Raw genomic sequence first — 17,549 nt, 5'->3', positions numbered from 1 at the left:
CTACGGGGTGGCGACCCGGAGAACGGCGAGCGCGCGGGATCGTTCGACGGACGATGGCGAGAGCGCGGCCGCTCGGCGGCGCGGCGGTCGGCAAAAGCGGTCCCAACGTCCGGCTCAGACCGGCCGGTCGTGCTCGCTCTCCCAGTCGCGCAGTCGGCGGTACTCCGCGACGAACTCGCTTACGTCGAACTCGAGCATCTGGGACTCGAACTCGCCGACGGCGTCGTCGTCCTCGGCGTGGCTCACGGCGTGTTCCATCAGTTCGACGACGAGTTCGACGACGAGTTCGTGGAGTCGGCGGGAGTCGAAGTCGGTTACCCACAGCATCGCGTAGCCGACGCTGCCGTCCTCGGCGGCGTCGTGGACGGCCACCGCCTCGGGGAACTCCTCCATCGTGATCCCCATGAGGTGGGGGGTGCCGAACTCGCCGAAGTCGTCCTCGGTCTCGATCGTCTCGCGCAGGACGGCCACGAGCGACTCGGGGACGAAGCGCGACGGCGGGTGGACGTCGGTGACGACGGCGTGGACGTCGCCACAGGAACAGTCGTACTCGCGCATCCCGAGGTCGATCTCGTGGGGGTCGATCGACTCCCCGCACGGGAGTTCGAGCGTTCGGTCGTCGTCGCCCGGTACGCGGGGTTCGGCCATCGCCGTCACTTCGGGCGGGCGGCGGATAAGCCCGACGACTCTACGGCCAGTCGTCGCGGACGTCGGGTTCGCTCGTGTCGCCTACCAGTTCGTCGTCGGCGAGGTCCCAGTCGGCGGCCTCGGCGGCCTCCTCGACGTCGAGGTACTCCCAGCCGACGGCGTCGGCGAGGGCCTCGTCCTCGTCGGTCGTCCCGATGAAGACGTACCGCTCGGTGTCGAACTGCTGTTTGACGCTCTGGAGGCTCTCGCTGACGCCGCGCGGTCCGGAGAAGAAGTCCTGCCGGACGCGGTTCTTGCGGGTGAAGTTCGTGACGACGTACGTAGGCTCCTCGGAGACGACCCCGACGTAACTGGTCCAGCCGCGGGCGTCCTCGAAGACTGCCTCGGGGTAGGCGACCTCCTTCAGTGCCTCGAGTTCGAACGCGAGGGTCATGTCGCTGCCGCCGTTCATACCCGACCGGTCGGCCGCTCCGGGGAAAACGGCTTCGATACGGGCGGCGCGACGCCGTCAGGAGAGGTCGACCCGGTAGTAGTCGGTGAAGACGATCACTTCGCCGTCGGCGAACGTCGCCTCGTCGACGGCGGCCGTCGACCCCGACTCGATCAGTTCGACGAACCGCGCGAGAGCCTCCTCGCTCAGTTCGTCGACGTGGCGGACGCGGGCGGCCGCGGCGGCGGAGTCGACCCGGCGCAGGCGCAGCGTTCGGCGGACGGTGTCGCTCGTAGACATCGCTGAGACATACGTTAGCACATTACACTATTAAACGTTTGCGTCGCGGACCCGGCCAACGTATTTGGTCCCCGGCCCCGTACCCGACTGCCATGCAGTTCGTTATCGTGGGGTACGGTCGCGTCGGCTCCCGGACGGCGCGCATCCTCGACGAGGAGGGTCACGAGGTGGTCGTCGTCGACGACGACCACGACCGCGTCCGGCGAGCGACCGACGACGGCTTCGAGGCCGTCCGGGGCGACGGCGACGACGAGGTCGTCCTCGTCGAGGCCGGGATCGAGACCGCCGACGCGATCGGTGCGTTCACCCCCGACCTCAACGTCAACTTCGCCGCCGCGATGGTCGGCAAACACCACGGCTGTCGCACCGTGCTCCGCATCGACGAGGACTACCGCGAGGAGATCTACGAGCGCTACGCCGACGAGGTCGACGAGATCATCTACCCCGAGCGCCTCGGCGCCGCCGGCGCGAAGACGGCCCTGCTCGGCGGCGACTTCAACGTCGTCGCCGACCTCGCGGCCAACCTGCAACTCACCGTCATCGAGATCCGCGAGGGGTCGCCCGCCGTCGGCAAGCGCACGAGCGAACTCGACCTCCCGGGCGGCGCGCGCATCTACGCCCACGGCCGCGAGCGCGAACCGCTGACGATCCCGCTTCCGGGGACCGAACTGGCCGCCGGCGACGAGGTCGCGCTCGTCGTCGAGGTCGACCGCGTCGAGGAGGTCCGCCGGGCGCTGCTGCCCGCGAACGCCTGAGGCGGGACGCGACCGACGGCGGCCGGAGGCGGGTCCGACCGCTCGGGGAGAAGCGTCCGGAGGTGGTGTGTCGAGGCGCGCAGCGGGAAGGATGGGAACTGCCGGTGTATCGTGCGCGCCTACTCCGAGATCGGCCGGTGAGCCCATAAAGGTGCGTCAGACGGCCGCGTGACGCGGTGGTCAGTCGTCGACGCGGAAGACGAGCACGTTCTGGTGGACCATCGACGGGACGAACGAGAACGGGTAGCCGTAGACGTGGAGGTCCTTCGTCGGATCGTACCAGATCAGGTTCGCGGCCAGCGTCGCCGGCGCCGCGTCGTCGATCGCCCGCGCCAGGTCCGCCGAGAGGAACTCGTAGGAGCGCTCGCGGTACATGTCCCCGATGAAGACGACGACGTGGCCTCCCGGTTTCACGGCCGCGGCGAAGCGAGCGAACTTCGCCGCCATGTCCGCGAGCCACTCGCCTTTCGTCGCGGACCCGGTCGTCTCGGCGCCGTCGCCGGCGTCGAACGCCCCCAGTTTGCTCTCGCGGGTCGCCCGCTCGTTGCGGGTCTGCTCGAGTTCGTCCATGTTCCAGTACGGGACGTCGGTCAGCAGCAGGTCGACCGAGTCGTCCGGAACGTCCTCGATCAACTCGGCGCAGTCGCCGCGACGCATCTCCTGTGGTTCCAGCGGGGGCTCGCCGCGGGCGCGTCGCTCCGCGTTCTCGCGCTCGACGACCTCCTCGTACACCTCGACCCACCGCGGGTTGCGCTCGAAGCCGAGCGCCTCCCGGAGGCCCGTTCCCTCGTGTTCACAGAGGCTCGCGCCGAGTAAGGTGCCGCCGACGCCCGCGAACGGGTCCAGCACGCGGTCGCCGGCCTTGCTGAACCGGCCGATCAGCGTCGCACACAGCCGCGGGGGTTTCTGGCCGCCGTGCTCGCTTCGCAGGTCGTGCTGGAGGTCCGGCGGGTACCCCTCCGCGATCACCGACTTCGTCGCGTACTTCCACTCCCGGCCGGTGAGGTCGTTGAGCCGGTTTCGTTCGTCGTAGATCCCCCGGCCGTCGAGGTACGTCTGGTGGTCCGCGAGGTCGTCGGTGTCGACCACTTCGCCGTCCTCGACCGGCAGCGACTCCTCGCGCGCCCGCTCGGCGTCGAACCCCCCGTCGTCGGTCGTGAACAGGCGGCTCTGGCGGTGACGGTCGGCCTCGTCCTCCCCGTCGTCGGCCATGCTCCGGCGTGCTCACCCGAACGTCATAAGCCCTCGCCATCGTAACCTCGGCCGTGTCGCTCGTCGTCGACTTCGCGCTCGTCGCCGCCGCCGTCGTCGCCCTCTGGTTCGGCGCACGCTGGCTCGTCGGCGCCGCCGCGGCGCTTGCACGCGCAGCGAACGTCCCGCCGCTGGTGATCGGCCTCACGGTGATCGCGTTCGGCACCTCCGCGCCCGAGTTCGCCGTCAGCGTCGACGCCGCCCTCGTCGGCCGGCCGGACGTCTCCGTCGGCAACGTCGTCGGCTCGAACGTGTTCAACCTCGGCTTCCTGCTCGGCGTCCTCGCGTTGCTGCGGCCGTTTCGCGTCACCGACGCGCTCGTCCGCCGGGACGCCCTCGCGATGGGCGCGGCGACGGGGGTCGCACTCGCCGTCCTCGCGGACCTGACCGTCTCGCGGGCCGAGGGCGCGTTGCTCGTCGCGCTGCTTGTCGCGTACCTCGCCGCGCTCGTCCGGGCGGCCCGCTCGGAGTCGAGCGACGACCCGGCGGTCGACGGCGGCCCCGCCCGTCCGGACGCCCCGTCGCTCGACGACGACCGGCGACGCCCGCTCGCGGTCGAGGCGGGCGTCCTGCTGGTCGGCCTCGCGCTCGTCGCCGCCGGGGGCGACCTGCTGGTCGACGCGGCCGGGCGGCTGGCGCTCGACGCCGGCGTCTCCGAGTGGCTGGTCGGCGTGACGGTCGTCGCCGTCGGGACCTCGCTCCCCGAGGCCGCGGCGTCGCTGGTCGCGGCGCGGCGCGCCGAACTCGGCATCGCGGCGGGGAACATCGTCGGTTCGAACGTGCTCAACCTGCTCGGCGTACTCGGGGTAGCGGCCCTGTTGCGCCCGATGCACGTCGCGGCCGACGCCGTCCTCGGACTGGGCTGGCTGTTCGTCCTCACCGCGGTCGCGACCGCGCTGCTGGCGACCGGCCGTCGGCTGACCCGCCCCGAGGGCGCCGCGCTCGTCGCGACGGTGGTCGCCTACTGGGTCGTCACCGCGGGCTGAGCGCGTCGCCGGCCCGGTAACGTCGGTGTTAGCGAGCCCCTTTGTGCGCGCGAGCCCTCGATCCGGCCATGAACATGCTCGTCGACGGCGAGTGGCGGACGGACGCCTACGAGGCCACGGACGAGGAGGGCGCCTTCGAGCGCGGGGAGACGACCTTCCGCGACGAGGTGCGCGACGACCCCGACGCCCGCTTTCGACCGGCGGCCGGTCGGTACCACCTCTACGTCTCCTACGCCTGCCCGTGGGCCCACCGGACGCTCGTGGTGCGCGCGTTGAAGGGCCTCGAGGAGGCGATTCCCGTCTCCGTCGTCGACCCCGACCGCGACGAGGACGGCTGGCAGTTCACCCCCGAGAAGGACGGCTGTACCCGCGACCGCGTCCACGACGTCGACTCCCTGCGGGACCTGTACGTCCGCGCGGACCCCGACGCGACCTGCCGGGTGACGGTGCCGGTGCTGTGGGACACCGAGGAGGACACCGTCGTCAACAACGAGTCCCGCGAGATCATGCGGATGCTCGACACCGAGTTCGACGACCTCGCGACCCGGGACGTCGACCTCTATCCCGAGGGCTACCGCGAGGACGTCGACCGCATCCTCGACGACATCTACGAACCGATCAACAACGGCGTCTACCGCGCGGGCTTTGCCACCGGGCAAGAGCCCTACGACGAGGCCGTCGACGACCTGTTCGCGGCGCTGGATCGCTGGGACGAGGTCCTGGGCGAGCAGCGATACCTCGCGGGTGACCGCCTCACCGAGGCCGACGTCGCGATGTTCACGACGCTCGTCCGGTTCGACGAGGTCTACCACACCCACTTCATGTGTAACGTCCGGTACGTCCGGGAGTACGAGAACCTCTGGCCGTATTTGCGGGATCTGTATCAAACGCCCGGCGTGGCGGAGACCGTCCGGATGGACCACGTCAAGGAGCACTACTACACGACCCACCCGGACGTCAACCCCCACCGGATCGTCGCCCGCGGGCCGGACCTCGACTTCGAGGCGCCCCACGGCCGCGACGCGCTGCCGGGCGGCCCGCCCGCGGCGCTGACCGGCGTCGAGGCGGACGACTGACCCCTCAGGCGCTCGGGGGCCGTTTCGCCCGCGTGGAGGGGCTGCCCTCGTCCGTGCCGAACAGCTTCGAGAACAGCCAGACGAGCGCGATGATCGGCACCAGCGGGATCAACAGGACGACGAGGGGCAACGCGACGAGGTAGCCGAACGCCGACATCTCGCGGTTCGGCCCGTAGCCGGTGGACTCGGAGACGCTCGTGAGCATACGAGATACTGTCGCGCGCCGACTAATCGGTGTTTCGGAACCGGCGCGTGGCCGCCGCGGGCTCAGCCCGTTTCGAGGCCCTCGCGGCCGGTGAACTCCTCGCCGTCGAGGACCGCGGCGGCGTCGTCCTGCGGACGGTAGCCGATCGACAGCGCCGTCTCGGTCAGCGAGAGGAACCGGTCGGCGTTGCGCGAGACCGCGTGGGCGGTCACGGGGTTGTCGTCGAGGGTCGCCGTCGCGGCGGCGTCGATCGCGCGGCGGCAGTCCTCGGGGCTGAGCCACATCGCGCGGGCGTAGCGCTCGCCGGCCCCGTCGCGCTCGGCGACCGCCTCGCGGAGGCCCTCGCGGGAGAGCAGCCAGCCGATCCGCAGCGAGACCACCTCGATGCCGTGTCTGCGGGCGTAGTAGCTCCCCATCGCCTCGCCGAAGACCTTCGTGACGCCGTAGTGGGTGTCCGGCGCCGGCGGGTCGTCCGGGCGCACCGCCGTCGGCGTGCCCTCGGTCGTCTCCGGGCGGATCGGCGAGGCGACGTTGCCCATGTTCACCGCGTGGTTCGAACTCGCGTACACCACCCGTTCGAGGTCGTTCTCGACGGCCGCCTCGAAGGCGTTGTAGACGCCCTCGACGTTCGGCCCGGACAGGTCGTCCCACTCCGCGGCGGGCGAGGGGGTGGCCGCGAGGTGGATCAACACGTCCTGCCCGTCGAGGGCGTCGACGAGCGCCTCGCGGTCCGTGATCTCGATCGGCGTCGTCTCGAGGTCCTCGCTCTCGCTGTGGGAGAACAGCGTCAGGTCGTACTCGTCGCCGGGGAACGCTTCGATCGCCTGCCGGCCGACGTTCCCCGACGCGCCGGTGATCGCGACGTCGGTCACGGGCCTCGCACGTCGGCCGGCAGGAAATAGCTCCGGGCGGCGACTGCGGGCCGGCGCCGGCCCCGGCGAGCGCGTCGCGGTCGGCGGGACGGTCACTCGGGGGCCGGCGACGGCAGCGAGCGGTGCCGGCGCGGCGGGACGAGGTAGTTCGCCCGGTTCGCGACCGTCAGGTACTGGAGGATGCCGTTGTTCGTCCGCGAGCCGACCGCGGAGTCGCGGGCGAGGTCGGCGCCGGTCATCGCCCGCCGCGTCTCGACGAACTCCGAGACGGCCCGCTGGTGGGCGAGGAAGTGGACGGCCGCCTCGCCGCCGTCGGTCGAGTCGAAGTCCCGCCGGAGGATGCGCGGTTCGTCGTCCTCGCGGGCGCGGGCGGCCTTCTGGGCGTGGCCGACCACCCCGCGGTTGCGGGCGTCGTCGGTCGCGTGGGCGGGGCAGTCGCCCAACTCGCTCGAGTCGCCGAGGTCGTGCCCCGCGCCCTCGACGCGGCCCTCGTCGGCGTGGGCGGGACAGAACATCTTGGCGACGCGCTGGTCGCGGCTGTCCTGCTCGTACCACTGTTCGAGGTGGAGTCGGATGCGCGAGAGGTGGGTCGTCGTCCCGCCGGCGAACGGTCCCGCGTCGATGGTCACGCGGTCCTCGCTCGCCTGATTCTTCCGGAAGCCGGACTTGAACCCCATGAACATCGGAGCGTCCTCGGGGACGGGCTCGGAGTCGGGGATGCCGCGGACCCCCTCCTGCTCGTCGGCGGGCAAACCCTCGCCGACGAACCCGGTCCGGCGCTCTGCCACCTCGAAGATCCCGTCGAACGAGCCCTCGACGTCGAGGCCGTTCAGCGACGCGCGCTCGCCGGTCAGCGCCTCCTCGGCGGCCAGCACGACCGACCCGTGGTCGCTCGCGAGGTGGACGAGCGCGTCGTACGCGTCGAGCGCGGGGTCCTCGATCGACGCCAGCGGCTCGGGGTCGGGCAGGTGGACCGACCCGGGCAGGTCCCCGTCGAACCGGTCGAAGTACGCCGGCGAGTAGCCGACGGTGAACGCGAGGCCGTCGCTCCCGCGCTCGTAGGCGCGTTCGAGGGTCGTCAGCGCCGCTTCGACCTCTCCGCGCTCGGCGTCGGTCGGCCGGTCGCCCAGGTAGTCGAGACAGAGGAGGACGTTGTGCTCGGGCGCGAGCGCGTTGCCGTGCTCGTCTTCGAGGACGTGGTCGTTCCAGGCGTGCTGGCGCTCCGGGAGGTCCTCGGGGGCGACCGACGCCTGCGGCAGGTCTGCGACCTCCTCGCCCTCGCGGTCCATGCAGGCGGCGAGCGCGCTCGCCCCGCCGATGGCGACGGCGCTGCGGACGAACGCGCGACGGGGGAGTCCGCGCGACGGGGGGCTCATGCGCGCCCCTCCGGCCCGGACGACAATGGGGGTTTTGGTGGCGGCCGCCGTCACCGACACACGCTTGTCCGTCGGGCGAGTCAGTGACTAGCGTGCACCAGGTCGAGGTCTTCGAAGAGATCGACGCCCCGCCGTCGGTCGTCTGGGACGTGCTCCTCGAGTTCGACGCCTACCCGGAGTGGAACCCGTTCGTCCGCTCGATCGAGGGGGTTCCCGTCACGGGCGAGCGCCTCCGCGTGCGGATCGAGCCGCCGGAGTCGCGGGGCTGGACGTTCACGCCGGCGGTCGTCGCCGCCGAGGAGAACCGCCGCCTCGTCTGGGTCGGTCGCCTGCTGGTCCCGTTCGCCTTCGACGGGTACCACGAGTTCCACCTCGAACCGGTCGACGGCGGCGAGCGCACTCGCCTGCTCCAGCGCGAGACGTTCCGCGGGGCGCTCGTCCCCCTCCTGTTCGACGCGGACCGCATCGAGCGCGGCTTCAGGGCGATGAACGAGGCCGTGAAAGCGCGCGCCGAGGCGCGGGCGAACCCGGACCCGGACCCGGACCCGGACCCGGACGCGGACGCGGACGCGGACGCGAACGCGACCGCCTGATCGCTACCCGGAGACCAGCCCCGGAAGCTCCGCGAGCGTGTCGATCTCGTGGGTCGGCTCGCTCTCGAGGTCGAACGCCGTCAGGTCGTAGCCGTCGCGGTGGTCGCGCCAGACGAACGCCGAGTCGATCCCGACCGCGTCGGCGGCCGCCACGTCGACCCAGCTGTCGCCGACGTACAGCGGGTTCGAACAGCCGATGTCGTCGATCGCGCGTTCGAGGTAGTACGGCGTCGGCTTCTTGCGCTCGATGCCGGCGATGGTCGGCTCGCGGCCGTACCACGGGTCGAAGCCGTCGAGCCCGAAGTGCTCGACGATGTTGGCGATCGTCTCGTGCTGGTTGTTGCTCACGATCGCCCGCGGCGCCGTCAGGTCGTCGAGGCTCGAAACGTCGTCGTACAGGGTCTTCTGGCCCGCCCGGATCTCCTCGTACTGGACCTCGACGGCGGCGCGCTCGCGGGCCGCCCAGAGCTCGCTCGCCTCGACGCCGTGCTCGGTCGCGATCGACCGCAGCGACGGCACGTCGGGGCTGATCAGGGTGTCGAGGTGCTCGTCGGCCGGCGCGACCGCGCCGACGCTCTCGAAGGCGGTTCGCATCGCCCGCCGGAGGGCCTCCCGTCGGGTCGGCGTCGTCAACACGCCGTCGTTGTCGAAGACGACTGCGTCGTATCGCATTCGGTCGTCCGTACGGGCTCGGAGACTTTCGGCCTTGCGCTCGCCGGCGACCCGTCCGCGGGGCGTCCACAGGTTCAAGTGCAAACGGGCGGCCAGACTCCCCGATGCCCGACCGAATGCCCGCGCTCGCGCCCTCGACGACCGACGTCGACCGCCCCGCTCGCCGGTGGCGCGATGGGACATAGGGCGCTCGTCGCCTACCGGCGACCCGACCGCCGCTACGACCTCCGGTACAGCCACTGGGGCGGCGAGGGCCTCGCGCTCGCGACCGCGATCACGCACGACGCGCCGCTGGCCCGCAGTGCCGTCGACGCCGAACTGCTCGCCGCCGGCGTCGCGCTCGATCACGTCCTGACCGACTACCTCGACCCGCGCGGCTACGAGGCGCTGTACCTCGTCTCCCCCGCGTTCGCGGTGCGACCCTACCGCGCGTTCTGGCTCGGCTGGGGCGACGGCCGCCGCCGGGGCCGGGGCGCGCTCGTCGCGGCCGACCCCGGCGACGACCTCGAACTCCGGACGTGGTTTCGCGCCACGAAGACCGCGCTGGCCGACGTCGTCGAGATGGGCGTCCTCTCGCGGCGGGCGGCGCAGGCGTACCTCGAAGCGCGCGTCTGCGAGGATCGGGACGGTCACCTCTACACCTACGACGCCCCGTCGGACGAGGGCGTCGGCGAGCCGTGAGCCTCACTCGTCCCAGCGGGCGTCCGCCAGCGTCCGCTGGACGGCCTCGTGACCGACCGCCTCCGCGAGCGTCTCGAAGCCCGCGCGCTCGGCCCGGTCGCTCGCGTTCGCGACGAGCCGCGAGACGATGAACTCGGGCGTCGACCGTCCCACCGTGTCGAACCGCGGCTGGTAGTCGACGCGCAGTTCGAGGTCGGCCCCCAGCCCCTCGGCGAAGATGCCGTCGACGCGTGCCTCGGGCGGCAGCGGCTCCAGGTCGTCCGCGAGGTGGGTGACGAACACGCCCAGCGCGTCGCGCTCGACGGTGAGCGTCACGAGGCCGTGCAGCAGGTCGGCGGCGCTGCCGGGTTCGGTGATCGCCTCGAACTCGTCGACGAGCATGAGGGTGCGCCCGTCGCCGGAAAGCGGCGGGACGATCGAGCGCAGCGTCGATTCGAGGACGCCCGCGTTGAAACTGGCGTGGCGACGGTGGAACACCAGCGCGTCGACGGGGGTCACCGCGGCGCGCTCGGCGGGGACCGGCAGGCCCATCGACGCCAGCAGGACCACCTGACAGAGCGTCTCCAGCAGCGTCGTCTTCCCGCCGCTGTTTGCCCCCGTGAGGACGGCGACGCGGTCGTCGCCGGGGGCCGAGCCGACGCCGTCGGGAACCTCGTCGACGGCGTGGTCGCCAAGCGCGTACGTCACGGGCTGGACGGACTCCTCGTCGCTCGCGGCCAGCCGGAGGTTGCGCGCCCCGACGACGGAGACGGCCGCGCGGCGCCCCTCTCGCGCGGTTCCCGCGCTCGCCCGGTCCGAGGCGCCGCGCGCCTCGGTCTCCACGAACGTCGGGCGCGTGCAGTCGTACGCCAGCGCGAACCGCGCGAGCGAGAGGTGCAACGCGATCTCGTCGACCGCCGAGACGGCCCGGTCGACCGCCTCGCGGGCGTCGGCCAGCGTCGCCTCGAGGTCGCTCGCCACGGCCGCCTCGCGCTCGTCGACGGCGTCGGTCAGGTCGGCCCGGAGCCCGCGCAGCGTCGCGCCGACGAAGTCCGTCGCGTCGGTCGCGTCGGCCGGTATCGCCTCGCGGACCCGGTCGATCGTCACGCCCGCGTCGGCGACCAGCCGATCCTCGAACGCGTCGCGGAAGCCGGCCACGTCGCGGACGCCGTCCTCGCGTAACTCCTCGATCAGGTTGAGGGCGTTCGCGTCCACGTCCTCGACCGTCCCGAGGGCGTCGCGCAGGCGGTCGAGTTCCTCGTCGGCTCCCTCGCGGACGCGCCCGTCGTCGAGCGCCGACAGCGCCGCCGCGGCCTCCGCGAGGGCCTCGCGGTCGAGGTCGGCGATCGCCGCGAACGGCCCGGCGTCGACGCCCGCCTCGGCCAGCGCGAGGGCCGCCTCCACGGCGGCCAGTTCGCTCCCCTCGCGCTCGTCGTAGCGGTCGTACGCCGCGAGGACGGCCTCGCGGTCGCCCTCGGGGAGGGCCGCCCACGCGTCGCGGGCCGCGAGCACCGCGTCGAGGCGCTCCGCCATCGCCTCGCGGCTCGACAGCGGCGTGAGAATCCGGATCCGGTCGGCGGCGCGCTCGGTGACCGCGTGCTCGACCGCCAGATCGAGTAGCTCCTTGTACGCCGCGCGGGCGTCGCTCGTCGCCAGCGTCTCCATCCCCTCCCCGCCGGTCGCCCGGCGCAGGATTCGCGTCGCCCGGCCCCGCGGGAGGCCGGCGTCGACCAGCGCGCGGACGTCGCCGCTCTCGATGGCCTCGACCGCCGCCTCGGCCCCCAGTCCGTCGACGAGCGTCTCGCGCGTCTTCGGCCCGACCCCCCAGTACTCCTCGAGTCGCATACGCGAGGGATTCGCGTCAGCGATCTTGAACGCTGTGTCATCGGGCGGGTACGGGCGCCGGCGCGTGTCGGTCCGGTAGCACTTTGACGGTGGGGGATCGTACCGTGTGGTATGGCCACGGACGCCACGCGACCGCGGCTGGACCGCGACCGGCGGTCGTACCGCTACTACCGCAACGCGGTCGAGCGCCACTGGGACCCCCACGAGATCGACCTCGCGGCGGACCGCGAGGCCATCGCAGACCTCTCCGAGGCGTCGTTCGACGGCCTCCGCTCGACGCTCGCGCTGTTCGGCGCCGGCGAGGAGGCCGTCACCGAGGACCTCGCGCCGCTGTCGGTCGTCCTCGACGACGTCGCCGATCAGTTGTTCGTCACCACCCAGCTATACGAGGAGGCAAAGCACGCCGACTTCTTCGACCGCTACTGGGAAACGGTGATCGGCCCCGAGGAGGAGCGCCGCGGCGGCGAGCGGACGTCACCGACCGACGACCGGTGGTTCGGCGAGGCCTACGACGAACTGTTCGCGCGCAACGAGGCGGCGATGGCCGCGCTGCTCGACGACGACGGCCCCGAGAACCGGGCGCTGGCGTACTGTCACTACCACCTGACGATCGAGGGCATCCTCGCCCAGACGGGCTACTACGGCGTCCAGCGCAACTTCAGCGGCGAGTTCGAGGCGCTGCCGGAGCTACCGGGGCTCGTCGAGGGCTTCTCGAAGATCCGCAGCGACGAGGGCCGCCACGTCGGCTTCGGGATGTGGAAGCTGAAGCGGCTACTCGCCGGCGGCGAGGTCGACCCCTCGCTGCTCCACGAGACGGTCGGCGACCTCGCGGCGCTCACCCGGCGCATCGTCGGCGAGGCGAGCGTCGAGGGCGAACCCGGCGTTCCCGAGGCGGGCCTCGTCGAGTACGCCGCCGAGAAGCACGCCCAGCGGATGGCACAGATCACCGACGACGCGGGCGAGTTCCCGTCGGTCGAGGAACTGGTGCGCCTCGAGGAGTGAGTCACTCGCCGTCGCTCGCCGACCCGTAGCCGAACCCGTGCTCGCTCCCGTCGGCGTCGACGACGTGGATCGAACCGGTCTTCGGGACCTCGTCCTCGAAGACCGCCCGGACGAGGGCGGTCACCGTGTGCAGGGCCTGCGCGCACATTTCGTCGGCGCCGCCGTCGTCGACCGCCCGGGCGCGGACCGAGAGTCCGTCCTCGTCGGCGTCGACCTCCTCGACTTCGACGTCGTGGCAGTGGTCGGGGAGGCGGACGCGCACCTGCACGATGACGGCCTCGTCGAAGTCCGTCTCGTCGACGAACGACTCGACGCGGCTCCGGTCCTCCTCGGCGAGCGCGTCGTACTCGATGCGGTCGTCGGCGTCCGTTCTCGAGAGCAACGCCTCGGCGCTCGTCTCGCCGTTCGGGGTCGAGTAGGTCAGGACTTCGGAGTCGCGCAGGACGTACGTCCCGTCGTCTCCGTTCTCGTCGTCGTGTCCGTCGTTCTCCCCGTCGCCGTCGGTCTCGTTCCCGTCCGGTTCGGTTCCGCCACCGTCGCCGCCCGCCGCTCTGTCGTTCGGGCCGTCGGCGATACAGCCGGCGACCGCGGCGAGGCCGGCGGCCGATCCGGCGGCGAGGAGGCGTCGTCGCGTCAGGGACGTGGGCATGGGCAACCGTTGGGTATCACCGGGGGTATACGTTGTCCAAGCTGAAATCCTCGCTTCAGCTACGGACCCGACGCGCCGCCGACAGTTTTACCCCTCCCCGTCGAACGGGGGCGTATGCGCGCCGCAGTCCTCGAAGCGTACGGCGAACCGCTCGCGATTCGCGACGTCGACTACCCCGAACCGGAACCCGATCAGGTGATCGTCGAGACGCGGGCCTGTGGGGTCTGTCGCAGCGACTGGCACGCGTGGCGCGGCGACTGGGGGTGGATCGGGGCGCAGGCGCCGGAGGGCCAGATCCTCGGGCACGAACCCGCCGGCGTCGTCGCCGAGGTGGGCGCGGACGTCGAGACCCTCTCGGCGGGCGACCGCGTCACCGTCCCCTTCCACCTCGCCGACGGCACCTGCCCGCACTGCCGGGCCGGGCGGGCGAACGTCTGCGAGACGGTGCTCCCGCTCGGCTTCACCGGAATCGCCCCCGGCGCGTTCGCCGAGGCGTTCCCCGTCCGCGAGGCGGATTTCAACTGCGTCCGGTTGCCCGACGCGGTCGACTTCGCGGAGATGGCCGGCCTCGGCTGTCGGTTCGTGACGGCCTACCACGCGCTCGCCGACCGCGCGGACCTCCGCGCCGGCGACGCCGTCGCGGTCCACGGCTGTGGCGGCGTCGGCCTCTCGGCGGTCCACGTCGCCGCGGCGCTGGGCGCACACCCGATCGCGGTCGACGTCCGCGAGGAGAAACTCGAACGCGCCCGCGACCTCGGCGCCGTCGAGACCGTAAACGCCGCCGCGGTCGAGACCGTCCACGCGGAGGTGAAGGCGGCCGCCGGCGGCGGCGCCGACGTCTCGATCGACGCCCTCGGCGTCGCGGAGACCTGCCGGAACTCGATCCGCAGCCTCGGCCGGCGCGGGACCCACGTCCAGATCGGGCTCACCTCCGGCGAGGAACAGGGGGAGGTGTCGATCCCCGTCGACGCGATGACCATGCAGGAGATCGACGTCCGCGGCTCGTTCGGGATGCCGCCGGTCCGCTACGAGGAGCTGTTCCGCCTCATCGAGCGCGGGACGCTCGACCCCGGGCGGATCGTCGGCGAGCGGCTCTCGCTCGACGACCTCCCGGAGACCCTCGCCGCGATGGACGACTACGAGACGGTCGGCATCCCCGTCGTCACCGAGTTCTGATCACAGCCCGACGACCGCGACGTCGTAGCTCGCCACGTCGCCCGGCGATTCGAGGACGAGCACCTCGAACCGCCACGTGTCCCCCGGTTCGAGGTCGCCCGTGCGGTCGACGTACCGGCCGAGCTGGTGGCCCGCGTCGTCGTAGACGCGGACGCGGGCCTCCACGCGCCTGAGGGGTTCGTCGCCGTCGTTCTCGACGACTCCCTCGACGGTCGGCCCGCGGTAGTCGTCGTAGACGACGTACTCGTGGTCGACCACCGCGAGCCCCTCGCGGTGGTCGGCGTCCTCGTCGGCCTCGGTCACGGCGAGCGCCTCGGCCGTCTCCAGTTGCTCGGCCGACCGCGAGCCGTTGGCCGACGCGTTGCCGTCGGCCTCGCCGGACTCGTACCGCGGTGCGGTCTCCGCGGCGCCGCAGCCGGCGACCGTCGCCACGGCGCCGCAGAGCGCCGCCAGGTACCGTCGCCGGCCCGTCCCGGCGTCGCTCACCGCGGCCCACCCCGCGCGAGCGGCCGACGGCTCGAAACGAACTGCTGCATCCGATCGAACGAAACGGCTCCGACGGTTTTGGCCTACGCCTTGCAGACCGAACCCGCGGGCGTCACTCGACGTGTTCGCGCAGCAGGGCGGCCCGCTCGGTCCGGCCCAGCCGCTCGTAGGCCCGCGCCTCGTACGCGAGCGAGAGGACGGGCACGCACACGCCGTCGAGGGACACCTCCCTGCGGTGGGCCGCCACGTCGACCGGCGACTCCCAGCGTCCGTCCGCCCGCCGCTTCTGGACCGCGCCCATGACCTCGACCCGGACGCCCTCGACCTCGAACGCGCCGAAATGCGAGCGAATCCGCTCGGCCGCGGAGAACGAGACCGGTTCGACGACCCGCTCCGCGAACCGCCGTTCGATCTCGGAGGCGCCCTCGGCGGTCGTCTGCACGTCGACGTCGTCCGGTTCGACCGGCACGCCCTGCAGCGCGAAACTCGCGCTGCCCGTAAGCGCCCACGTCACGCCGGCCCCTTCGAGTTCGGTCGCGAGCGTCCGGATCGCGGCGCGGTGGTCGTCGCCGAGCGGGGGCATCGTTCCCGACGTATTCGTCCCGCGTGCTAAGCGATTTCGGCGTGACGCCGTCCGCGAGGGAACGCCGCCGCTCGCGTACCGGGAGCCGTCGCTCGAAAATTGGTGAGCCGGGCGGGGGCGGGGGCCCGCCCTGGCGTGAGAGACATGAGCTGACTCGAAGCGGGGGGCGAGTCCACTTCCGAGCGATCCGGGCACGAACGCACGGCAATCGGCCGGTCAGCGCGTCGTGGTCTGCGCCGAGCGTGTACCCGACGGGGCGTTGCTTCCCCGCACGTGAGGGCGACGCGGGACGTCCCCTTTGTTATGGAGTCGCTCGGTCGCGGCTAGCCCGGCGAAAACGAGCACAGGAGTGGTGTAACGCGGCGGTATCCGCGAGCTACCCGACCGGTCGGACGCGGCGCCGACGCCGATAGCCCCCGGCTACCGGCCGTGAGCCGTCGCCTGCGCCCGCGGATGGCGGCCGTTACTGCCGTCACGCGAGCGTCCGCTCGACGTACGCGAGGATGTTCTCGGACTCGGCCATCGTGACCCCGCGCTCGTCGTCGACGAGCACCGGCACGGCACGCTGGCCGGAGACGCGCTTGACCTCGTCGCGCTCGGAGTGCGGGGCGTCGACCCACACGCTCTCGTAGTCGACGCCGGCCTCGTCGAGCGCGTCGGCCACCGTCTCGCAGTAGGGACAGCCGTCGAGTTCGTACAGCGTGATCGCCATGCGCGGCCGTACCGGTTCCACGAGGAAAGGTCCGGCGGCGACGCGGCGTTCCCCTCGCCAAAGAGACATGGCCTTGGGCGTCGTGCGACGAGCCATGACGTCACAGCGAGACGCCACGACACCGATTCGCCTCGGGATCGTCGGCCTCGGCTACATCGGCACGACGGTCGGCAGTCAGTTCCACCGCCACCCCGAGGCGACCGTCGCGGCCGTCTGCGACCTCGACGAGGCGCGCCTCGCGGAGGTCGGCGACCGGTTCGTCGTCGCCGAGGACCGCAGGTACCCCTCCTACGAGGCGATGCTCGGGGACGCCGGCCTCGACGCCGTCCTCGTGGGGACGCCCCACACGCTGCACTACGAGCAGGTGACCGCCGCGCTCGACCGCGGCTTACACGTCTACTGCGACAAGCCGTTAGCGACCGACTACGGGCACGCCCGCGACCTCGCCGAGCGGGCGGCGACGGGGCCGGAGACGCTGATGGTCGGCTACCAGCGCCACCTCCAGACGGCGTTTCAGACCGCCCACGAGCGCTTCCGGGAGGCCTCGCCGACGTGGCTCACCGCCTCGATCACCCAGGGGTGGATCGAGGCCTCCGCGGGCAACTGGCGCCTCGACCCCGACCTCTCCGGCGGCGGCTTCCTCTACGACACCGGCAGCCACGTTCTGGACGGCGTACTCTGGACGACCGGCCTCGAACCGGAGTCGGTACGCGCGAGCATGGTCTTCCACGACGACGAGCGGCGCGTCGACCGCCGCGCCCACCTCGACGTCCGCTTCTCGAACGGCGCGACGGGGGCGTTCTCCTTCTACGGCGACGCGCCGGCCGTCCGCGAACACCTCCACGTCTGGGACGAGGAGGGCGCGGTCTACCTCGAAGGCAAGGAGTGGCGCTCGCGTCGGGTCTTCGAGATCGACGCCGAGAGCGCGGAACACGTTCCCTACATCGATCCGCGCCGCGAGCAGTCCCGCGCCGACGCCTTCGTCCGGAGCGTCCTCGACGGGACGGAACCGCCGGCGACCGCCCGCGACGCCCTGAAAGTGACGGCGCTGACCGAGGCGGCCTACGAGTCCGCGCGCTCGGGCGAGCGCGTCGCCGTCGGACCGTAGCCCCCGCGAACGGCCGTCGAAATCACAGCATTCGCTCCGTTAATCGACGTCGAATCGTTTCACCCGCGGTTTTCGACCCGTAATCCGTCGCTGGTCCGCGAGGTCGTCCCCGCTCCCGTCGGGCGATCCCGTCGGTGCCCGCGGGAGGGATCGTCGCCCGCGGC

Annotated in this window: 21 protein-coding genes; 8 read left to right on the top strand and 13 right to left on the bottom strand. The window is 72.1% G+C overall.

The annotated features are described in order from the left end of the window. Window positions 1-114: 114 nt before the first annotated feature. From NKG98_RS09850 to NKG98_RS09840, 3 genes are read right to left on the bottom strand one after another with little or no spacing between them, the layout of a single operon-like run. Window positions 115-648, bottom strand: a complete 534-nt coding sequence (locus NKG98_RS09850; RefSeq protein ID WP_254765750.1) for a DUF5815 family protein — start codon at window positions 646-648, stop codon at window positions 115-117. A 40-nt stretch (window positions 649-688) separates the two neighbouring features. Next, on the bottom strand, window positions 689-1,099 hold the full coding sequence (locus NKG98_RS09845; RefSeq protein WP_254765749.1) for a DUF7124 domain-containing protein: 411 nt from the start codon (window positions 1,097-1,099) through the stop codon (window positions 689-691). Between the two features lie 57 nt (window positions 1,100-1,156). Continuing rightward, entirely contained in the window at window positions 1,157-1,378 is a 222-nt protein-coding gene (locus tag NKG98_RS09840) for a DUF7979 domain-containing protein (protein WP_254765748.1), read from the bottom strand. Between the two features lie 92 nt (window positions 1,379-1,470). Between NKG98_RS09840 and NKG98_RS09835 the strand changes: the two genes are divergently transcribed. After that, window positions 1,471-2,133 (top strand): potassium channel family protein, encoded by a 663-nt coding sequence (locus NKG98_RS09835; RefSeq protein ID WP_254765747.1) that lies wholly within the window; start codon window positions 1,471-1,473, stop codon window positions 2,131-2,133. A 180-nt stretch (window positions 2,134-2,313) separates the two neighbouring features. On the opposite strand, the gene NKG98_RS09830 is transcribed toward NKG98_RS09835, so the two are convergent. Next, a complete protein-coding gene (locus tag NKG98_RS09830; protein WP_254765746.1) occupies window positions 2,314-3,345 on the bottom strand; it encodes a DNA methyltransferase in 1,032 nt (343 codons plus the stop codon). Between the two features lie 53 nt (window positions 3,346-3,398). On the opposite strand from NKG98_RS09830, the gene NKG98_RS09825 reads away from it, so the two are divergent. Both NKG98_RS09825 and NKG98_RS09820 read left to right on the top strand, forming a co-directional pair. Then, window positions 3,399-4,370 carry a calcium/sodium antiporter gene (locus NKG98_RS09825; RefSeq protein ID WP_254765745.1) on the top strand — a complete coding sequence of 324 codons (972 nt, stop codon included), beginning with the start codon at window positions 3,399-3,401 and terminating at the stop codon, window positions 4,368-4,370. Between the two features lie 68 nt (window positions 4,371-4,438). Then, window positions 4,439-5,446, top strand: a complete 1,008-nt coding sequence (locus NKG98_RS09820; protein ID WP_254765744.1) for a glutathione S-transferase family protein — start codon at window positions 4,439-4,441, stop codon at window positions 5,444-5,446. A gap of 4 nt (window positions 5,447-5,450) precedes the next feature. Here NKG98_RS09820 and NKG98_RS09815 read toward each other — a convergent pair whose 3' ends face one another. The 3 genes from NKG98_RS09815 to NKG98_RS09805 form a co-directional block, all read right to left on the bottom strand. After that, on the bottom strand, window positions 5,451-5,651 hold the full coding sequence (locus NKG98_RS09815; RefSeq protein WP_254765743.1) for a DUF7535 family protein: 201 nt from the start codon (window positions 5,649-5,651) through the stop codon (window positions 5,451-5,453). A 62-nt stretch (window positions 5,652-5,713) separates the two neighbouring features. Next, window positions 5,714-6,523 (bottom strand): NAD-dependent epimerase/dehydratase family protein, encoded by an 810-nt coding sequence (locus NKG98_RS09810; protein ID WP_254765742.1) that lies wholly within the window; start codon window positions 6,521-6,523, stop codon window positions 5,714-5,716. Between the two features lie 92 nt (window positions 6,524-6,615). Further along, the gene (locus NKG98_RS09805; RefSeq protein ID WP_254765741.1) at window positions 6,616-7,899 is read right to left on the bottom strand and encodes a DUF7405 family protein; all 1,284 of its coding nucleotides are present in this window, start codon (window positions 7,897-7,899) and stop codon (window positions 6,616-6,618) included. A 92-nt stretch (window positions 7,900-7,991) separates the two neighbouring features. On the opposite strand from NKG98_RS09805, the gene NKG98_RS09800 reads away from it, so the two are divergent. Beyond that, on the top strand, window positions 7,992-8,492 hold the full coding sequence (locus tag NKG98_RS09800) for an SRPBCC domain-containing protein (protein ID WP_254765740.1): 501 nt from the start codon (window positions 7,992-7,994) through the stop codon (window positions 8,490-8,492). A gap of 3 nt (window positions 8,493-8,495) precedes the next feature. Here NKG98_RS09800 and NKG98_RS09795 read toward each other — a convergent pair whose 3' ends face one another. Beyond that, a complete protein-coding gene (locus NKG98_RS09795) occupies window positions 8,496-9,164 on the bottom strand; it encodes an HAD family hydrolase (RefSeq protein ID WP_254765739.1) in 669 nt (222 codons plus the stop codon). 174 nt (window positions 9,165-9,338) lie between these two features. Here NKG98_RS09795 and NKG98_RS09790 point away from each other — a divergent pair, with 174 nt between their 5' ends. Next, the gene (locus NKG98_RS09790) at window positions 9,339-9,845 is read left to right on the top strand and encodes a DUF6735 family protein (protein ID WP_254765738.1); all 507 of its coding nucleotides are present in this window, start codon (window positions 9,339-9,341) and stop codon (window positions 9,843-9,845) included. 3 nt (window positions 9,846-9,848) lie between these two features. On the opposite strand, the gene NKG98_RS09785 is transcribed toward NKG98_RS09790, so the two are convergent. Next, window positions 9,849-11,669, bottom strand: coding sequence for a MutS-related protein (locus tag NKG98_RS09785; RefSeq protein WP_254765737.1), 1,821 nt, complete (start codon window positions 11,667-11,669; stop codon window positions 9,849-9,851). A 111-nt stretch (window positions 11,670-11,780) separates the two neighbouring features. On the opposite strand from NKG98_RS09785, the gene NKG98_RS09780 reads away from it, so the two are divergent. Beyond that, complete coding sequence (locus NKG98_RS09780; RefSeq protein ID WP_254765736.1) at window positions 11,781-12,671, top strand: ribonucleotide-diphosphate reductase subunit beta; 891 nt, start codon at window positions 11,781-11,783, stop codon at window positions 12,669-12,671. A 1-nt stretch (window position 12,672) separates the two neighbouring features. Here the strand turns inward: NKG98_RS09780 and NKG98_RS09775 are convergent, their stop codons facing one another. After that, complete coding sequence (locus tag NKG98_RS09775; RefSeq protein ID WP_254765735.1) at window positions 12,673-13,320, bottom strand: hypothetical protein; 648 nt, start codon at window positions 13,318-13,320, stop codon at window positions 12,673-12,675. 114 nt (window positions 13,321-13,434) lie between these two features. On the opposite strand from NKG98_RS09775, the gene NKG98_RS09770 reads away from it, so the two are divergent. Beyond that, a complete protein-coding gene (locus NKG98_RS09770) occupies window positions 13,435-14,496 on the top strand; it encodes a zinc-dependent alcohol dehydrogenase family protein (RefSeq protein WP_254765734.1) in 1,062 nt (353 codons plus the stop codon). Here NKG98_RS09770 and NKG98_RS09765 read toward each other — a convergent pair whose 3' ends face one another. The 3 genes from NKG98_RS09765 to NKG98_RS09755 form a co-directional block, all read right to left on the bottom strand. Continuing rightward, complete coding sequence (locus NKG98_RS09765; RefSeq protein ID WP_254765733.1) at window positions 14,497-14,982, bottom strand: FxLYD domain-containing protein; 486 nt, start codon at window positions 14,980-14,982, stop codon at window positions 14,497-14,499. It lies immediately after the preceding gene. A 112-nt stretch (window positions 14,983-15,094) separates the two neighbouring features. Beyond that, window positions 15,095-15,565, bottom strand: coding sequence for a nucleotidyltransferase domain-containing protein (locus NKG98_RS09760; RefSeq protein ID WP_254765732.1), 471 nt, complete (start codon window positions 15,563-15,565; stop codon window positions 15,095-15,097). 472 nt (window positions 15,566-16,037) lie between these two features. Further along, window positions 16,038-16,277, bottom strand: a complete 240-nt coding sequence (locus NKG98_RS09755; RefSeq protein WP_254765731.1) for a glutaredoxin family protein — start codon at window positions 16,275-16,277, stop codon at window positions 16,038-16,040. Between the two features lie 94 nt (window positions 16,278-16,371). Here NKG98_RS09755 and NKG98_RS09750 point away from each other — a divergent pair, with 94 nt between their 5' ends. Further along, the gene (locus NKG98_RS09750; RefSeq protein ID WP_254765730.1) at window positions 16,372-17,385 is read left to right on the top strand and encodes a Gfo/Idh/MocA family protein; all 1,014 of its coding nucleotides are present in this window, start codon (window positions 16,372-16,374) and stop codon (window positions 17,383-17,385) included. The last annotated feature ends 164 nt before the right edge of the window (window positions 17,386-17,549 follow it).

The organism is Salinilacihabitans rarus (assembly GCF_024296665.1).
Classification (GTDB): domain Archaea; phylum Halobacteriota; class Halobacteria; order Halobacteriales; family Natrialbaceae; genus Salinilacihabitans; species Salinilacihabitans rarus.
Note: the sequence above shows the minus strand (reverse complement) of the source record. Positions and strands in the feature narration are given on the sequence as shown.

Excerpts from the sequence above, each read along its gene's own strand:
- NKG98_RS09815 (WP_254765743.1), bottom strand. The coding sequence starts at position 5,651 with ATGCTCACGAGCGTCTCCGAGTCCACCGGCTACGGGCCGAACCGCGAG.
- NKG98_RS09755 (WP_254765731.1), bottom strand. The coding sequence starts at position 16,277 with ATGGCGATCACGCTGTACGAACTCGACGGCTGTCCCTACTGCGAGACG.
- NKG98_RS09820 (WP_254765744.1), top strand. The coding sequence starts at position 4,439 with ATGAACATGCTCGTCGACGGCGAGTGGCGGACGGACGCCTACGAGGCC.
- NKG98_RS09780 (WP_254765736.1), top strand. The coding sequence starts at position 11,781 with ATGGCCACGGACGCCACGCGACCGCGGCTGGACCGCGACCGGCGGTCG.
- NKG98_RS09785 (WP_254765737.1), bottom strand. The coding sequence starts at position 11,669 with ATGCGACTCGAGGAGTACTGGGGGGTCGGGCCGAAGACGCGCGAGACG.
- NKG98_RS09835 (WP_254765747.1), top strand. The coding sequence starts at position 1,471 with ATGCAGTTCGTTATCGTGGGGTACGGTCGCGTCGGCTCCCGGACGGCG.
- NKG98_RS09845 (WP_254765749.1), bottom strand. The coding sequence starts at position 1,099 with ATGAACGGCGGCAGCGACATGACCCTCGCGTTCGAACTCGAGGCACTG.
- NKG98_RS09805 (WP_254765741.1), bottom strand. The coding sequence starts at position 7,899 with ATGAGCCCCCCGTCGCGCGGACTCCCCCGTCGCGCGTTCGTCCGCAGC.
- NKG98_RS09750 (WP_254765730.1), top strand. The coding sequence starts at position 16,372 with ATGACGTCACAGCGAGACGCCACGACACCGATTCGCCTCGGGATCGTC.
- NKG98_RS09840 (WP_254765748.1), bottom strand. The coding sequence starts at position 1,378 with ATGTCTACGAGCGACACCGTCCGCCGAACGCTGCGCCTGCGCCGGGTC.
- NKG98_RS09850 (WP_254765750.1), bottom strand. The coding sequence starts at position 648 with ATGGCCGAACCCCGCGTACCGGGCGACGACGACCGAACGCTCGAACTC.
- NKG98_RS09775 (WP_254765735.1), bottom strand. The coding sequence starts at position 13,320 with ATGCCCACGTCCCTGACGCGACGACGCCTCCTCGCCGCCGGATCGGCC.
- NKG98_RS09770 (WP_254765734.1), top strand. The coding sequence starts at position 13,435 with ATGCGCGCCGCAGTCCTCGAAGCGTACGGCGAACCGCTCGCGATTCGC.
- NKG98_RS09790 (WP_254765738.1), top strand. The coding sequence starts at position 9,339 with ATGGGACATAGGGCGCTCGTCGCCTACCGGCGACCCGACCGCCGCTAC.
- NKG98_RS09830 (WP_254765746.1), bottom strand. The coding sequence starts at position 3,345 with ATGGCCGACGACGGGGAGGACGAGGCCGACCGTCACCGCCAGAGCCGC.
- NKG98_RS09760 (WP_254765732.1), bottom strand. The coding sequence starts at position 15,565 with ATGCCCCCGCTCGGCGACGACCACCGCGCCGCGATCCGGACGCTCGCG.
- NKG98_RS09795 (WP_254765739.1), bottom strand. The coding sequence starts at position 9,164 with ATGCGATACGACGCAGTCGTCTTCGACAACGACGGCGTGTTGACGACG.